We start from the raw sequence: 16,171 nt of genomic DNA on the forward strand, positions 1-16,171 counted from the left end.
CGGCCGGTTCGTCGAGCGGGCCTCAGGAGAGGGCGGCCAGCGCCTGCGCGGCGAGCATCTGCTCCAGGGCCAGCAGGGCGCGCGGGGCGTGCCGGGTGTCGATGCGGACGGCGTAGATGAATCGCGTCAGCTCCGGGTCGGCCAGCGGGCGCGCCACGACCTGGGTGGTGCCGCGGGGGAGCGCCAGCTGTGGCATGACGGCGACGCACAGGCCCGCGGCCACGAAGCCGAGCACGGTGTTGAAATCGTCCCCCTCGTATTCCAGGCGTGCCTGGAAGCCCGGCGTCTTGGCGATCTGGGCGAGCAGTTCCAGGCGCAGCGCCGCTTCCGGAGCCGCGATCCAGGTCTCGGACGCGAGGCCGGCCAGGTCGATGACGTCCCGGTCGGCGAGGTGGTGGCCGACCGGGACCACCGCCACGACCGGATCCCGCGCGACCAGTGTCCGGCGCAGCGTCCGGGGCGGCGGCAGGGGTATGAAGTCGTAGTCGTAGCTGAGGGCCAGGTCCATGTCTCCGCGCTTGAGCCGGTTGTAGCCGGCCTCGGGTTCCAGCTGGGAGAGGCTGACCTGCACGTCGGGGTACGTCGCGTGCAACTGAGCCAGCGCCTTCGGCACGATGCTGGTGGCGGCGGAGGCGAATGCGCCGAGCCGGATCCGTCCGGCGGTGCCGGCGCGCATGGCGTCGAGTTCGACTGACGCCGCCGCCAGTGCGCTCCTGACCCCCTGCTCCGCGTCGAGCAGCACCTCGCCGGCCGGAGTCGGCCGTACGGGCCGGCGCTCCAGCACCCTGAGACCCGCGCGGCGTTCGAGTTCGGCGATCTGCTGCGAGACGGCGGGCGCGCTGTAACCCAGCTCGCGCGCGGCGGCGTTGAAGGAACCGTGGCGAACCACGGCTTCGAGGGTGGCGAGCAGGCGGGGGTCCAGTCTCTGCATCGAGTTAACGCTCACTTATCTGTCGCGAAGACGTCTTTTCTTGTCCTTAAGGGTGAACGGCAGCAGGATTCTTGCTTGCGGCCCGGTTGCGCAAGCCTCCGCCCCTCCGCGCCGTGGCCGAGCGCTTCGCCACCGCGGGCGCATCCGTGCGCCGCAGCGCCGTGCACCCCCTCCTCCGCAGTCCAGCCGCCGGCACGTGTGTGCCGGGCGGTGGGCCGTGGAGGAGACGGCGGTCGACCATCGGTCCCCAGCCCTGGAAGGAAGTGGTATGCGCAAGCCACTCATCGGACTCACCACGTACCTCACCGACGCCCGGTGGGGTGAGTGGGAGTTGCCCGCCGCGCTGCTGCCCGCGGCGTACACCAGCTGCCTGCGGGCGGCGGGCGGCTCTGCCGTCCTGCTGCCACCGGACGCGCCGGACGCGGCGGCCGGCGTCGTCGGGCGCCTGGACGGGGTCGTCCTGACCAGTGGCGAGGACTTGGACCCCGCGCTGTACGGAGCGCAGCCGCACCCCTGCACGGGGCCGCCGGTACGCGAACGCGACCGCTGGGAACGGGCCGTGCTGGCGGCCGCCCTCGCACGCGACATACCGGTCCTCGGGGTCTGCCGGGGGATGCAGCTGATGAACGTGCACGCGGGCGGCACCCTCGTCCAGCACCTGCCGGACGAGGTGGGCCACCACGGCCACAACCCGCACGGGGGGCACTTCGCGCCGCACGCCGTCACCACGGTGGCCGGGACGCGGATGGGCGCACTCCTTCCGGGCACCAGCCAGGTCGCCACGCACCATCACCAGGCGGTGGAGTCCCTCGGGGCCGGTCTGGTCGTGGCCGCCCGTACGGCGGACGGCACCATCGAGGCGATCGAGAGCACCCGGCACCGCTTCGCCGTGGGCGTGCAGTGGCATCCCGAGATGGGTTTCGACTCGGCGGTGCTGCGCGCACTGGTGGCTGCGGCGGGGTCCACCGCGAGTGCCGAACCGGGCCGTGCTACCGGGCGCGGTACGCCAACGAGGCGATATTCCAGTGGAGTTGTTTCGTCGGCCCGGCCGTCTTGACAGCACCGAACGGCATCCCCGAGGATCAGCCCGTGAACCTGTCAGACAGCCAGACAGCCAGTCCGATGCCCCGGCGCGTGAGCGCCATGGAAGCGGTGTTCGGCCATCTCCGCGGCGCCATCGAGCGCGGCGAGTACGTGGTGGGGGACAAGCTCCCCTCCGAAGCGGAGCTGTGCCGCACCCTGGCGGTCAGCCGCCCGGTGCTGAGGGAGGCGCTCCGGGCCCTCCAGGCCATGGGACTGACCGTCTCGAAGACCGGGAAGGGGACCTTCGTCGTGGCGAACACGGTGGAGGACCCCACCTTCGGCGACTACGCCGCCAGCGACCTCCTGGAGGTGCGCCGGCACGTCGAGATCCCGGTCGCGGGCTACGCGGCGCTGCGCCGCACCCCGGAGGACCTGGACCACCTGGCCCACCTGCTCGACCGGATGGAGCGGGAGACCGACACCACGGCGTGGGTCGCGCTGGACACCGTCTTCCACCTGGCGGTGGCCGAGGCCTCCCGTAACCCGGTCTTCCGCCGGGTCATCGAGGAGATCCGCGACGCACTGGCGCGTCAGTCGGCCTTCCTCAACGAGCTGGGCGATCGTCGCGAGCAGTCCAACTGCGAGCACCGGGCGATCGTCGAAGCGCTGGTCGACGGTTCCGAGCCGGATGCGGTGGAGGCCATGTCCCACCACTTGCACCGCGTCGAGGCGACCCTCACAGACATCGTGCGCCCCCAACGCGCGCACCCCCCGACAGAAGGCAGACCCGAGGCGTGAGCGAGCAGTTCCTCAAGGACGAGAAGCGCCCCTCCACCCGACACGTCGACGCCGGGGACACCGGCTACAGCAAGTCCCTGAGACCCCGGCACGTCAACATGATCGCCATCGGCGGTGCCATCGGCACCGGCCTCTTCCTCGGCGCCGGCGGCCGTCTCGCCCAAGCCGGGCCCTCCCTCTTCGTCGCCTACGCGGTCTGTGGTGTCTTCGCTTTCCTCGTCGTGAGAGCACTCGGCGAACTCGTCCTGTACCGGCCGTCCTCCGGAGCCTTCGTCTCCTACGCCCGGGAGTTCCTGGGCGAGAAGGGGGCGTACACCGCGGGCTGGATGTACTTCCTCAACTGGGCGACCACCGGCATCGCCGACATCACCGCGGTGGCCACGTACACCCATTACTGGCACCTCTTCTCCGACGTCCCGCAGTGGGTGATCGCCCTCGTAGCCCTGGCGCTCGTCCTCACCGTGAACCTCATCTCGGTGCGGATCTTCGGTGAGCTGGAGTTCTGGTTCGCCATCGTGAAGGTCAGCGCGCTGGTCGTCTTCATGGGCATCGCGATCTTCCTCCTGGTCACCCGGCAGCCGGTGGACGGAGCCGTGCCCGGTCCCTCCCTGATCATCGACAACGGCGGCGTCTTCCCCAACGGTCTGCTGCCGATGCTGCTGATCATCCAGGGCGTCGTCTTCGCCTACGCCTCCGTCGAACTGGTCGGCGTCACCGCGGGTGAGACCGAGAACCCCGAGGAGATCATGCCGAAGGCGATCAACTCGATCATGTGGCGGGTGGGCCTGTTCTACGTCGGTTCGGTGCTCCTGCTGTCGATGCTGCTGCCGTGGAACAGGTACACCGCCGGCCAGAGCCCGTTCGTGACCGTGCTCTCCCACATCGGCGTGCCGGCGGCCGGCAGCGTGATGAACCTGGTGGTCCTCACCGCGGCGATGTCCTCGCTCAACTCCGGCCTCTACTCCACCGGCCGCATCCTGCGCTCCATGGCCGTCAACGGCTCGGCCCCGCGCTTCACCGCCCGGATGAGCCGCCGCCAGGTGCCCTACGGCGGCATCCTGCTCACCAGCGGCATGTGCGTCCTCGGTGTGGGTCTCAACTTCGTGGTGCCCGCCGACGCGTTCGAGATCGTGCTCAACCTCGCGGCGATCGGCATCCTCGCGACCTGGGGCATGATCATGGTCTGCCACCTCTTCTTCTGGCGGAAGGCCCGGGCCGGCGAACTGACCCGCCCCGGCTACCGGCTGCCGGGCTCGCCCTGGACGGAGCTGGTGACGCTGGCCTTCCTCGCCACCGTCCTGGTCCTGATGTACGCCGACGGCGGCGCCGGACGCACCACCGTGCTGTGCGTACCGCTGATCGCCGCCGTGCTGGTCGCCGGCTGGTACGCGATCCGCGGCCGACTCGCGCGCGCCGGTGCCCGGACCGACGGCTGACACCGGGCGGCGGCCTTCGACGCGGGGACCGTCCCCGCGGCTGTCGAGGGGCGCCGCCCGGCCGACGGACCGGCAGTGACCCACCATCGATCGAGGCAGTGATGCACAGAAGTTCCCCCGCGGACGCACCCGCGATCCGTGAGCCCCGGCACGCCCCCGTAGCCCACGTCACCCGTGGCGGCATCATCGAGGGGGTCCACCACGGCTCCGTCGTCGTCCTCGACGGGGACGGCGGAGTCCGGTTCCGGCTCGGCGACATCGAGGTCGCCTGTTACCCACGATCCGCGCTCAAGCCGCTCCAGGCCGTGGCCATGGTGCGCGCCGGGCTGCCGCTCGACGGCGAACTCCTCTCCCTCGCGATGGCCAGCCACTCGGGGGAGGAGCGCCACCTCGCGGGCACCCGGCGGATCCTCGAACTGGCCGGGCTCGGCGAGGGCCACCTGCGCAACGTCCCTGACCTCCCGTACGACCCGGCGGTGCGGGACACCTGGGTGAGGGGTGGGCGTCCGCCCTCCCGCCTCGCCCAGAACTGTTCCGGCAAGCACGCCGCGATGCTCTACCTCTGCAAGCTCAACGGCTGGCCGCTGGCGACGTACCTCGACCCCGCGCACCCGCTCCAGACCGCTATAGCCGAGGTCGTCCAGGAGCTCACCGGCCAGAGCGCCGCCCATGTCAGCGTGGACGGCTGCGGCACCCCGCTGTTCGCCGTCTCCCTGCACGGCCTGGCCCGTGCCGCCGCCCGCATCGCCACGGCGCCGCCGGGCACTCCCGAACTCAGGGTCGCGGACGCGCTGCGCGGTCACCCGGAGATGGCGTCGGGGACCGGACGCGACACGGCCGCGCTGATGCGCGCGGTGCCCGGGCTGCTCGCCAAGGACGGTTTCGAGGGCGTCCAGATCGCCGCACTGCCGGACGGCCGCGCCGTCGCGGTGAAGATCGCGGACGGCGCGAACCGGGCGCGGATCCCGGTGGCGGCCGCCGCCCTGGCGCTGGCGGGAGTCGACCCCCGCCTGCTGGTGGACTGCGCCGGTGAGGCGACGGCGGGCGGCGGCCGGCGCGTCGGCAGCGTACGGCCGGTGCCGGCACTGGCGCCGCACGCCCTCACCCGTCCCGCGTGACCGACCCCCGACCCGTGACCATCCCACCTCAGGAAGAGGACCCGCACACGATGACGACCGCCACCCGGAGCGAACACGACCTGCTCGGAAACCGGGACGTCCCCGCCGACGCCTACTGGGGCGTCCACACCCTGCGTGCCACGGAGAACTTCCCCATCACGGGCACGCCCATCTCCGCCTACCCGCACCTGATCGACGCCCTCGCCGCCGTCAAGGAGGCCGCCGCCCTCGCCAACGAGGAACTCGGCCTGCTGGAGCCCCGGAAGGCCGCCGCGATCGTCGCCGCCTGCCGGGAGATACGCGGCGGAAAGCTGCACGACCAGTTCGTCGTCGACGTCATCCAGGGCGGCGCCGGGACCTCGACCAACATGAACGCCAACGAGGTCATCGCCAACCGGGGGCTGGAGCTGCTGGGACACGCCAAGGGCGAGTACCCGCACCTGCACCCCAACGAGGACGTCAACCTCGGCCAGTCCACCAACGACGTTTACCCGACCGCCGTCCGGATCGCGACCGTCTACGCGGTGCGCGGCCTGCTCGACGCGATGGCCGTCCTCCAGGACGCCTTCGCCCGCAAGTCCGTCGAGTTCCGGGACGTCCTCAAAATGGGCCGCACGCAGCTGCAGGACGCCGTGCCGATGACCCTCGGTCAGGAGTTCTCGGCCTTCGCGGTCATGCTGGACGAGGACCGCAGCCGGCTCGCGGAGGCCGTCGAGCTGATCCACGAGATCAACCTCGGTGCCACCGCGATCGGCACCGGCCTCAACGCCCCGACCGGATACGCCGAGGCCGCCCGCCGCCACCTCGCGGACGTCTGCGGGCTACCCCTGGTCACCGCCGCCAACCTGGTCGAGGCCACCCAGGACTGCGGCGCCTTCGTCCAGATGTCCGGCGTGCTCAAGCGCATCGCCGTCAAGCTGTCGAAGACCTGCAACGACCTGCGACTGCTCTCCTCCGGGCCGCGCGCGGGCCTCGGCGAGATCAACCTGCCGCCGGTGCAGGCCGGTTCGAGCATCATGCCCGGGAAGGTCAACCCGGTGATCCCCGAAGTCGTCAACCAGGTCGCCTTCGAGGTGATCGGCAACGACGTCGCGATCACCATGGCCGCCGAGGCGGGGCAGCTCCAGCTCAACGCCTTCGAGCCGATCATCCTGCACTCGCTGTCGGAGTCGATCACCCATCTGCGTGCCGCCTGCCTCACCCTCGCGGAACGCTGCGTCGTCGGCATCACCGCCAACACCGATGTGCTGCGTGCGACCGTCGAGAATTCCATCGGTCTCGTGACCGCCCTCAACCCGCACATCGGGTACACGGCCGCCACCGACATCGCCAAGGAGGCGCTCGCGAGCGGCCGCGGTGTGGCGGAACTCGTGCTGGAGAAGGGTCTGCTGCCGGCGGAGCGGCTCGCCGCCCTCCTGCGGCCCGAGGTCATCGCCGGCAGCGGCGCGGCCGTGGTCTGAGTGCGGTGCCGTGGTCGGCGTCCGCCCCGGCTTCCCGGTCGGCGGTGATCCCGACGGCCGGTCACCGTTCCAGAGCCGCCGCCCTGCGGTCGAGGTCGGCGAGCAGCGCCGTCACGCGCTCGGGCGGGATCGCCGCCGTGATGTGTCGCTCGACGGCGTAGGCGGCGTCCTGGACGGCGGCCAGGCGCGCGCGGCCCTCCGCGGTGAGGCTGGCCGGGCGCGCCCGTCTCGCCACCGCCCGCGTTGCCGCAGCGAGTGCGCGGGATCGGAGCCCGACCCCGGGGCGCCCGCGCTCTCGAGCGGGCGCCCCGGGAGGCCGTGTCGGTCCCGGAGGGGCGAGTGCGGCCTCTGCTTCGTCAGCGTGTCAGGGTGAGGAGTCCGGGGCGCCAGGGGAGTTGGTCGTAGGGGCCGGTGGCGCCAGGGGTGTGGCCTTGGTAGAGGAGTTGGAGGTTGCAGGGGTCGATGGTCATGGTCTGGTCGGGGTTGTTGCGGACCAGGTCGCCGTGGCTGATGTCGTTGGTCCAGCCGGCACCGCTGTTGGCACGGCCCGCGAAGGGGTTGCTCTCGGTGGCGGCCTGCGGGGTCCACGAGCCGTTCAGGCTGGTGGCGGTGAAGGAGCGGAAGTAGCGCTGGTCGTTCGCGCCCCGGGCCTCGACGATCATGAGGTACTGGTTCTGGTCCTTGACCTTGTAGACCTGCGGCGCCTCGAAGAGGTTCTTCACCGTGTCGCTCATGACCGTCGTGTAGGAGGAGCCGAAGTTGCCGGGGAAGTTCCCGATCGGCATGCTCGCCCGGTAGATGCTGCCGTTGTCACCGGCGAAGAACAGGTACATGTTCTGGTCGTCGGCGATCAGGGTCTGGTCGATCGGACCGGTGCCGGAGCCCGGGATGCCGCCGGTGAACAGCGGCTGCGGCGCGGACCAGCCGTTGGGGTCGGTCGGGTCGCTGGAGGTGCGGTAGATGAACGGCCACTGACCCCACTGGTACGCCAGCACCCAGATGTTCTTGGGCGCGAAGTAGAACAGGCTGGGCGCCACCGCGTTCTGCTTCATTCCGGTCTGACCGGCCGAGGCCATGTCCGCCCAGTTGGTGAAGGGGGCGAACGCCATCGAGCCGTAGGACGACCCGTTCACGTTCGACGCGTAGACCAGGTGCTTGCCCTTGTACACCACGTTCGTGAAGTCCTTCAGCGCGCCCCAGCCGTTCGCCGGCTGCGCCAGCGCGCCCGTGGACGACCAGTGGTACGTCGACGGAAGAGCACACGAGCCACCCGGCGGCGTCGGTGCCGGAGCCGACGAACCGGACGACCTGAGGTTCCAGTGCTGGTTGGTGGCGCCCCAGGAGTCCCAGACCTGGACGGGAGTGCCGTTGGCGCTCTGGTTGCCGGGGGTCTCAAGGGCTCGGCCGCTGGCGACGTTGGTCAGCGTGTACGACCCGTCGCTGTTCCCGGTGGCCTTCCAGTGCTGGTTGGCGCCGGTGTTGGAGTCCCAGACCTGCATCCGCGTCCCGTTGCCGGTCCGGTCCCCGGGTTCGTCCAGTACCCGGCCGCTGGCGAGGTTGGTAAGGGTGTAGGAGTTGTCGTCGTTCTTGGTGGCGCGCCACTGTTGGTTGGTGGCGCCGCTGGCGTCCCAGACCTGGAGCGGGGTGCCGTTGCCGTTCTGTCCCGCGGGCTCGTCGAGGACGCGACCGGAGGCCACGCCGGAGAGCGTGTAGACGGTGCCGGAGGTGATGCCGCCGTCCGGGGTGCTGCCGCCGGCGCTGCCCAGGGTGGTGAGTACCGCGTTGTGGGCGGGCTTCCCGTGGCCGTTGTTGTCGAACAGCAGCGGGTTCTCACCGGTGCGCCACGAGTCCCTGTCGCGGATGCCCCACACGGTCATGCCCGTGCAGCGAGGGACGTCGAGGCAGTCCTGGACGGCGTTGGTGTACGCCGTGGTGGACGCCTGGGCGATGTCGAGTTCGGTGATCTGGACGTCCACGCCGAGCGCGGCGAAGCTGGACAAAGTGGTCCGGAAGCTGGTCGGCGGGCCGCTCGCGGCGAAGTGGCTCTGGAAGCCGACGCAGTCGATGGGTACGCCGCGGGACTTGAAGTCCTTGACCATGTTGTAGACGCCCTGGGTCTTGGCGTCGGACCAGTTCTCGATGTTGTAGTCGTTGTAGCAGAGCTTGGCCGAGGGGTCGGCGTTGCGCGCGGTGCGGAAGGCCTCCTCGATGAAGCCGTTGCCCAGCACGTTCTGGAACACCGAGTCGCGGTGCTGACCGCTGCCGCCGTCGGCGAACGCCTCGTTGACCACGTCCCAGGCGTAGATCTTGCCCCTGTAGTGGGTCATCTCCTGGGTGATGTGGTTGTCCATCACGCTGCGCAGGGTGTTCGGGTCGGTGGTGGACTTGACCCAGTCGGGCAGTTGGGAGTGCCAGACAAGGGTGTGGCCGCGCATGCGCTGGCCGTGCGCGGAGGCGTGGCCGACGATCGAGTCGGCGGGGGCGAAGTTGAACGACCCGCGGGAGGGTTCGACGGTGTCCCACTTCATCTCGTTCTCCGGGGTGACCATGGTGAATTCCCGGTCCAGGACGGCGGAGTACGTCGGGTCGCCGAGCCTGCCGGCGGCGACAGCCGTGCCGAAGTAGCGCCCGCTGCCGGCCGCTGCCGCACCAAGTGTGGTCGGCGTGCCGGTATTCGGTGTGCGTGCGGCCTGGGCTACCAGCGGTACGGCAGCACCCACGGCGGCGAGCACCACGGCGGTGGCGATCAGGCGGCGGGTTGCCGGACGGCGGCGGTGGGAGCGGTTCTGATCTGGCAAAGGCTTGTCCTTCTGGCGTCGGTGGGGGCCTCGGTCGAGGCCCCGGTCACCCGTCAGTTGCCGCTGGACGGAGAAAGGTTGCCGTGATCGGGGAGGAATGTCTCGTCGAGCCGGAGAGTGGCGCAACCCTCGTCCCGCCGGGGCGGGGTTGCCGGGTGGGCGTCCGTCAGCGGAGCTGTGAGAAGACGAAGGAGAACTGGCCCCTTTCCGCCCGCAGCTGGTACCGGGGCAGCGGGCCCGGCCCGCAGGAGGCGGTGCCGATGCCGTGCAGGGCGTGGTCGAGGTTGACCCACACGGCGTCGCCCGGCGTGAGGTCGGTGAGGTGGGCGGCCGCGTCCAGTCGCTCGGTGGTCCAGCGGCGGGCGGTGAAGTAGAAGGCCGGGTCGCCCTCGACGCGCAGGCCGCCGATCTCGACCCAGCGGACGTCGGCCCGTGCGCCGTTCTCCTGCGGGCGCAGGTAGGGCGTCTGCAGCCCGTCGACCGTGGACTCGTAGCGGCCGAGCCTGGCGGCGGTCCTGGTGTCCGGGTACCCCTCCTGGGGGCCGGCGCCGAACCAGCGCACCTCGTCCGCCGAGGCCAGCGCGAGCCGTACGCCGAGGCGGGGCAGCGGCACGGGCCATTCGCCGTCGGGCCGCACCGAAACGGTCAGCCGCAGGCGGTCGCCGTCGCTGGTCCAGCGGTAGGCCGTGTCGAGGCCGAACTCCCGGGCCGCCGGAGCCACTCGGGTCCGGACGGTCAGTGCGTTCTCGCCGAGTTCCACCGCGTCCAGCCGGTGCCGCATGCGGTGCAGACCGCAGTCGCGCCACAGGGCGGCGGTTCGGGTGCCGGTCAGCCAGTCGGTGCCCTCGTCGTTGTCAGTGGGAGCCCGCCACACGTCGAGCCGCAGGCCGCTGACCTCGACGGTGCCGACGGCCTTGAGCGCACCGGTACGGGCGTCGAAGCGGGCCGGGCCGAGGGTGATCGCGCCGTCACGCGCGACGGGTCCGAAGGCAGGACGGAGGACCGGCCGCGTCCGTGCGGTCACCGGGAACTGGCCCCACGCGACCTCGTGGCCCTCGGGAGCCCATGCGGTGTCGGCCGCCAGCACCGCCCGTACCGTCCACTGCGCCTCACCGGCCTCGTGGCCGGCGGGCGGCGGCGGCAGCTTCAACTCCGCCGATTCGGCGGGCGTGAGCTCCGGCACGAGCAGTGGGCCGGTCTCGACCGTTTCGCCGTCCACCTGGTACGACCACTCGAAGGCCAGCGCGCCGAGGTCGGCGAAGTCGTATCCGTTGGTGACCGTCACGGTGCCGTTGGTGCCGTCGCCGTGGATGCGGACGGGCTCGATGACCTTCTTGTACTCCAGCAGACCGGGGGAAGGCCTCCGGTCGGGAAAGATCAGGCCGTCGCAGACGAAATTGCCGTCGTGCAGTTCCTCGCCGAAGTCGCCGCCGTAGGCGTAGCCGAGCTCGGGATGGGTGATGCCGTGGTCGATCCACTCCCAGACGAACCCGCCCTGGAGCCGGTCGTAGGTCTCGAACAGTCTCTGGTAGTCGGCGAGCCCGCCGGGGCCGTTGCCCATGGCGTGGCCGTACTCGCAGAGGACGAAGGGCAGTTGGCGGCGTTTGTGGGTGCCGCCGTCCAGTTTCCGGCCGATCTGCTCGACCTCGGCGTGTCCGGCGTACATCCGGGAGTACATGTCGGTGTCGCGGCTGTCAGGGTCGCCCTCGTAGTGCACGAGGCGGGAGGGGTCGCGGTGGTGGATCCATTCCGCCATCGCGGTCAGGCCCCGTCCGGTGCCGGCCTCGTTGCCCAGCGACCAGATGACGACCGAGGGGTGGTTCTTGTCGCGCTCGACCGTGCGGGCGGCGCGGTCGAGCAGGGCGGGGGTCCAGCGGTCGTCGTCGACGGGGTTGTCGCGCCAGTCCTGTTCGGTGAAGCCGTGGGTCTCCAGGTCGCACTCGTCGACGACCCACAGGCCGTACTCGTCGCACAGGTCGAGGAAGGCCGGGTGGGGCGGGTAGTGCGCGGTGCGGACGGCGTTGATGTTGTGCCGCTTCATCAGCAGGACGTCCCGGCGCATGGTCTCCAGGTCGAGGGCACGTCCGGTCCCGGGGTGCCACTCGTGGCGGTTGACGCCCTTGAAGAGCACCGCTGTGCCGTTGACCTTGATCAGGCCGTCGGCCAGCTCCACGGTGCGGAAGCCGATCCGCAGTGGCACGCGCTCGCCGGAGGTGACCAGCTCGCCGTCGTACAGCGTCGGCACCTCGGCGGACCACGGCCGCACCGGCACCGTGACCGTGGCTCCCGTCGCGACGTCGATGCCCAGGGCCGGCACGGACACTCGCCCGTCGATGTCGGATTCGACGCGGAGGGTGCCCTCACCCGTGCGGTGGTCGAAGGAGGAGTGCACGAAGAAGTCGCCCGCGCAGCCACCGGGGCGGTGTCGCAGGGTGACATCGCGGAAGATGCCGGGCAGCCACCACTGGTCCTGATCCTCCAGGTAGGAGCCCGCCGACCACTGGTGGACGCGTACGGCGAGCACGTTGCCGCTTCGCTCGAGCAGGTGGCCGACGGCGAACTCGTGCGGCAGGCGGGAGCCCTTGAACTCGCCGAGCCGGGTGCCGTTGAGCCAGACGCGGGCGCAGGACTCGACACCGTCGAAGCGCAGTACCGCGCCGCCGTCGGCCGGCCAGTCCTCGGGCAGGTCGAAGCGGTACAGGTGGTCGCCGGTCGGGTTCTCCGTCGGCACGCGTGGCGGGTCGACCGGGAAGGGGTACTGGTGGTTGGTGTACGCGGGCCGGCCGAAGGCGCCGTCGCCCTGAAGGACCCAGTGCCCCGGGACGGTCACTTCCGCCCAGTCGGCGGCGTCGAATCCGGGCTCGGCGAAGGACTCGTCCCGGGCGTCGGCCGTCGGCGAGAGCCGCAGCAGCCAACTGCCGTTCAGCGACAGGCTCAGGGCGCTCGACGAGGCGTACCAGGCGCGGGGCGGCAAGGCTCCGCGGCCCGGGGAACAGTTCTCGAGGTAGTCGTTCGTCATCCCTTGGGCGCTCCCTGCATGATCCGTGTGGACGGGGATTGTGGACGGGCGATGCGGACGTGTCGCGCGCGCTGGATCGGCAGTTCGTCAGCGGGAGCGCGGGTGCGGCCGCGCCCCCGACGAGTCGATCAGCACGACCGACACGCTACTCGGGAGCGGAAAGCCGCTCGGGAGCAGACACGCTACTCGGGAGCGGCGCTCAACCCGGCGCCCTCACCCGGGCAGGTCAGGCAGCGTGTTCCGGCGGATCACCTCCGCGTACCACCGGGCACTGTCCTTGGCGGTCCGGGTCTGGGTGGCGTAGTCCACGTAGTACAGACCGAACCGTTTGCCGTAGCCCCACGCCCACTCGAAGTTGTCCATCAGCGACCAGAGGAAGTAGCCCCGCACGTCCGCTCCGGCGGCGATCGCCCGCCGGACGGCGTCGAGGTGTCCGCGAAGGTAGTAGATGCGCTGCGGGTCGCGCACCGTGCCCTCCGGCGTCAGCCGGTCGTCGAAGGCGGCGCCGTTCTCGGTGACCATCAACGGCAGACCTGGGTGTTCGCGGTGGAGCCGCAGCAGCAGGTCGGTCAGGCCGGTCGGGTCGATCGGCCAGCCCATGGCGGTGCGCGGGCCGGGCGCGCGGTGGAAGAGCACGTCGGCACAGCCGGCGAAGGGGGACCGGGCACCCTCGCCGTGGCCCGCGTCGCTCGCGGTCGCGGCGTCCGGGGCCTTCCCGTGCGGCAGGGCCGAAACCACGGTCGGTGTGTAGTAGTTGACGCCCAGCAGATCCACCGGCCGGGCGATCGCGGCCAGGTCGCCGTCGTGGACCAGCGCCTGCCAGTCGACCAGGTGTTCCGTGTCGGCGAGCAGGTCGTCGGGGTAGGCGCCGTTCAGCATCGGTCCGGTGAAGACGCGGTTGCCCACCGCGTCGATCCGGCGGGCGGCCTCGCGGTCCGCGGCGGACGCGGTGAGCGGCCGCACCTCGTGCAGGTTGAGCGACACGGCGATCCGCGCGTCCCGGGGCAGCGCCGCGCGCAGCGCCTCGACCGCGAGGCCGTGGCCGAGGTTGAGGTGGTGGGCCGCGCGCAGGGCGGCCGTCCAGTCGGCACGGCCCGGAGCGTGAACCCCCGAGCCGTAACCGAGGAAGGCCGAGCACCAGGGTTCGTTGAGGGTGGTCCAGATGCCGACCCGGTCGCCGAGGGCGTCGGCCACCAGCGCGGCGTAGTCGGCGAACCGTCCCGCGGTGTTGCGGGCGGGCCAGCCCCCGAGGTCCTCCAGGCCCTGTGGCAGGTCCCAGTGGTAGAGCGTCACGGCGGGCCGGATGCCGTGCTCCAGCAGCTCGTCCACCAGGCGCCGGTAGAAGTCCAGGCCCCGTTCGAGGGCCGGCCCGCGGCCCGTCGGCTGGACCCGGGACCAGGACACCGAGAACCTGTAGGCGCCCAGGCCCAGTTCGCTCATCAGCCGGACGTCCTGCCGGTAGCGGCGGTAGTGCTCGGTGGCGCGGTCACCGGTGTCGCCCCCGGCCGTCCGTCCCGGGGTGCGGCTGAAGGTGTCCCAGATCGAGGGGGCCCGGCCGTCCACGTCGACGGCCCCCTCGATCTGGTAGGCCGCCGTCGCGGCTCCCCAGAGGAAACCGGTGGGGAAGGCGGAGACGGAGGTGTCGACCGGGGCCGAACCGGTCCGTGCGGAAGTCATCGCTGGCTTCTCCGTTTCTGGCGGGAGGATCGAGTGTTCGTCAGTTCTTGACGGCGCCGGCGGTGATGCCGCCGACGACCTGCCTGCCCAGCAGGGCGAACACCAGCAGCAGCGGTGCGGTGCCGAGCAGCGAGCCGGTGAGGATGACGGCCTGGTCGGAGTCGTACGATCCGCCGCCGAGACCGGCCAGCGCGACCTGGACGGTGGGATTGCTCTGGCTCAGCGCGATCAGTGGCCAGAAGAAGTCGTTCCAGGACTGCACGAAGACCAGCATGCCGAGCACGGCCATCCCGGGCCGGGCGATCGGCAGCACCACGCTCCACAGGATCCGCAGGCTGCTCGCGCCGTCCATCCGGGCGGCCTCGACCAGTTCGACCGGCAGTGCCTCCGACAGGAACTGGCGCATGAAGAACACCCCGAACGCGGCCACCAGGTTGGGCAGGACCACCGACTGCAGCCGGTCGGTCCAGTGCAGCCGCGCCATGATCTGGTACAGCGGGATGACGCTCAGCTGGGCGGGCACCGTCATGGTCGCCACCACCAGGCTCAGCAGCGCGTTGCGGCCCCGGAAGGGCAGTTTGGCGAAGGCGAAGCCGGCCAGCGTCGCGAACAGCACGGTGCTGGTGGTCACGCAGCTCGCCACCACCACCGAGTTGAGCAGCGCCCTGCCCATGTGGACCTGGTTCCAGGCGATGTCGAGGTTGTGCCACAGGTTCCCGCCGGGCAGCAGCGGGGGTGGGGTCTGCGCGATCCGGCTGCCGGAGGTCGAGGCGCCGACCAGCGTCCAGTAGAGCGGGAACAGGGACAGGACGGCGACGAGGATCAGCACCGCGTACGTGAAGGGTCCGGCTCCGGTGAGGCCGCGGGCTCCCGCGCGCCGTCGTCCCGGGTTGACGGCCATCGCTCTCAACCTCCGTTCCGGGCGCGGCGGACGCGGACCAGGGCGAGGTTGAGCGCGCCGATGGCCAGCAGGATCAGCAGCATCGTCCAGGCCACGGCGGCGGCCCGGCCGAGGTGGAAGGCGTACCAGCCCTGGTCGTACAGGTACAGCCCGAGGGTCTGGTACTGGTGCGCCGAGCCGCCGCTGTGACCGGTCGCTCCGCCGCCGAACAGCAGTGGCTCACCGAAGAGCTGGGTGGCCCCGATGCCGGAGACCACGACGGTGAACAGGATGGTGGGCCGGATGGAGGGCACCGTGACGTGCCGGAACTGCTGCCACCGGTTGGCGCCGTCGAGCGCGGCCGCCTCGTACAGGTCCTGCGGGACGGCCTGCATGGCGGCGAGGTAGATCAGGGCGTTGTAGCCCGTCCAGCGCCAGGTGACGATCGTGGAGATGGCGATCTGGGAGCTCCAGGTGCCGCCCTCCCAGTCGACGTTGCCCAGGCCGAGGTTGCCCAGCAGCCAGTTGATCATCCCGTAGTCCCGCCCGAACAGCAGCGTGAACACCAGGGTCGCGGCCGCGATCGAGGTGGCGTACGGCGCGAGCATCGCGATCCGGAAGAAGCCGCGGCCGCGGAGGCGGTAGTTCAGCAGGTGCGCCAGACCGAGGGCCATCAGCAATTGGGGCACGGTGGACAGCAGGCCGACGGTGACGGTGTTGCGCAGGGCGTTCCAGAACAGGTCGTCGTGGAGCAGCCGGGTGTAGTTGTCGAAGCCGCGCCACTGCATCTGGTCGGACGTCTGCAGGTCGACGCTGTGCAGGGAGACCCAGCCCGTGTAGATCAGCGGGAACAGGCCGAAGGCGAGGAAGCAGAGGAAGAACGGCGCGACGTACAGGTACGGCGAGGCCTTGAGGTCCCACCGGTAGAGCCGGGCGCGCCAGGGGCGGGGCGGCGGGGGAGCGGGGCGTGGCCTGCCGAGGGGAGTGGCCGGGACGGCCTCGTCGAGCATGGTGGGGACCTCTCTGGAGGG

The 16,171-nt window shown here is 71.1% G+C and carries 12 protein-coding genes; 5 read left to right on the forward strand and 7 right to left on the reverse strand.

Going from position 1 to position 16,171, the window contains the following annotated elements; genetic code table 11:
- Positions 1 to 22: 22 nt before the first annotated feature.
- On the reverse strand, positions 23 to 931 hold the full coding sequence (locus tag ACH4J0_RS25185) for a LysR family transcriptional regulator (protein WP_396242814.1): 909 nt from the start codon (positions 929 to 931) through the stop codon (positions 23 to 25).
- Between the two features lie 268 nt (positions 932 to 1,199).
- On the opposite strand from ACH4J0_RS25185, the gene ACH4J0_RS25190 reads away from it, so the two are divergent.
- The 5 genes from ACH4J0_RS25190 (at position 1,200) to aspA (ending at position 6,766) form a co-directional block, all read left to right on the forward strand.
- Complete coding sequence (locus ACH4J0_RS25190; protein WP_396242815.1) at positions 1,200 to 1,988, forward strand: gamma-glutamyl-gamma-aminobutyrate hydrolase family protein; 789 nt, start codon at positions 1,200 to 1,202, stop codon at positions 1,986 to 1,988.
- 86 nt (positions 1,989 to 2,074) lie between these two features.
- Positions 2,075 to 2,752 (forward strand): FadR/GntR family transcriptional regulator, encoded by a 678-nt coding sequence (locus tag ACH4J0_RS25195; protein ID WP_396242920.1) that lies wholly within the window; start codon positions 2,075 to 2,077, stop codon positions 2,750 to 2,752.
- Positions 2,749 to 4,188 (forward strand): amino acid permease, encoded by a 1,440-nt coding sequence (locus ACH4J0_RS25200; protein WP_396242816.1) that lies wholly within the window; start codon positions 2,749 to 2,751, stop codon positions 4,186 to 4,188. Before ACH4J0_RS25195 ends, ACH4J0_RS25200 begins: the two co-directional genes overlap by 4 nt.
- A 101-nt stretch (positions 4,189 to 4,289) precedes the next feature.
- Complete coding sequence (locus ACH4J0_RS25205; RefSeq protein WP_396242817.1) at positions 4,290 to 5,306, forward strand: asparaginase; 1,017 nt, start codon at positions 4,290 to 4,292, stop codon at positions 5,304 to 5,306.
- A gap of 50 nt (positions 5,307 to 5,356) precedes the next feature.
- Positions 5,357 to 6,766 (forward strand): aspartate ammonia-lyase, encoded by a 1,410-nt coding sequence (gene aspA / locus ACH4J0_RS25210; protein ID WP_396242818.1) that lies wholly within the window; start codon positions 5,357 to 5,359, stop codon positions 6,764 to 6,766.
- A gap of 61 nt (positions 6,767 to 6,827) precedes the next feature.
- Here the strand turns inward: aspA and ACH4J0_RS25215 are convergent, their stop codons facing one another.
- The 6 genes from ACH4J0_RS25215 to ACH4J0_RS25240 form a co-directional block, all read right to left on the reverse strand.
- Complete coding sequence (locus ACH4J0_RS25215) at positions 6,828 to 7,001, reverse strand: hypothetical protein (protein ID WP_396242819.1); 174 nt, start codon at positions 6,999 to 7,001, stop codon at positions 6,828 to 6,830.
- A gap of 121 nt (positions 7,002 to 7,122) precedes the next feature.
- Positions 7,123 to 9,516, reverse strand: coding sequence for a non-reducing end alpha-L-arabinofuranosidase family hydrolase (locus tag ACH4J0_RS25220; protein ID WP_396242922.1), 2,394 nt, complete (start codon positions 9,514 to 9,516; stop codon positions 7,123 to 7,125).
- A 214-nt stretch (positions 9,517 to 9,730) separates the two neighbouring features.
- Complete coding sequence (locus ACH4J0_RS25225; protein ID WP_396242820.1) at positions 9,731 to 12,583, reverse strand: glycoside hydrolase family 2 TIM barrel-domain containing protein; 2,853 nt, start codon at positions 12,581 to 12,583, stop codon at positions 9,731 to 9,733.
- A gap of 213 nt (positions 12,584 to 12,796) precedes the next feature.
- A complete protein-coding gene (locus ACH4J0_RS25230; protein WP_396242821.1) occupies positions 12,797 to 14,260 on the reverse strand; it encodes a glycoside hydrolase family 1 protein in 1,464 nt (487 codons plus the stop codon).
- Between the two features lie 40 nt (positions 14,261 to 14,300).
- Positions 14,301 to 15,161, reverse strand: coding sequence for a carbohydrate ABC transporter permease (locus ACH4J0_RS25235; RefSeq protein ID WP_396242822.1), 861 nt, complete (start codon positions 15,159 to 15,161; stop codon positions 14,301 to 14,303).
- A gap of 5 nt (positions 15,162 to 15,166) precedes the next feature.
- The gene (locus tag ACH4J0_RS25240) at positions 15,167 to 16,150 is read right to left on the reverse strand and encodes a carbohydrate ABC transporter permease (protein ID WP_396242823.1); all 984 of its coding nucleotides are present in this window, start codon (positions 16,148 to 16,150) and stop codon (positions 15,167 to 15,169) included.
- Positions 16,151 to 16,171 lie beyond the last annotated feature (21 nt).

Origin of the sequence: Kitasatospora sp. NPDC017646, from assembly GCF_044329365.1 — a bacterium.
In the GTDB taxonomy this organism is placed as follows: domain Bacteria; phylum Actinomycetota; class Actinomycetes; order Streptomycetales; family Streptomycetaceae; genus Kitasatospora.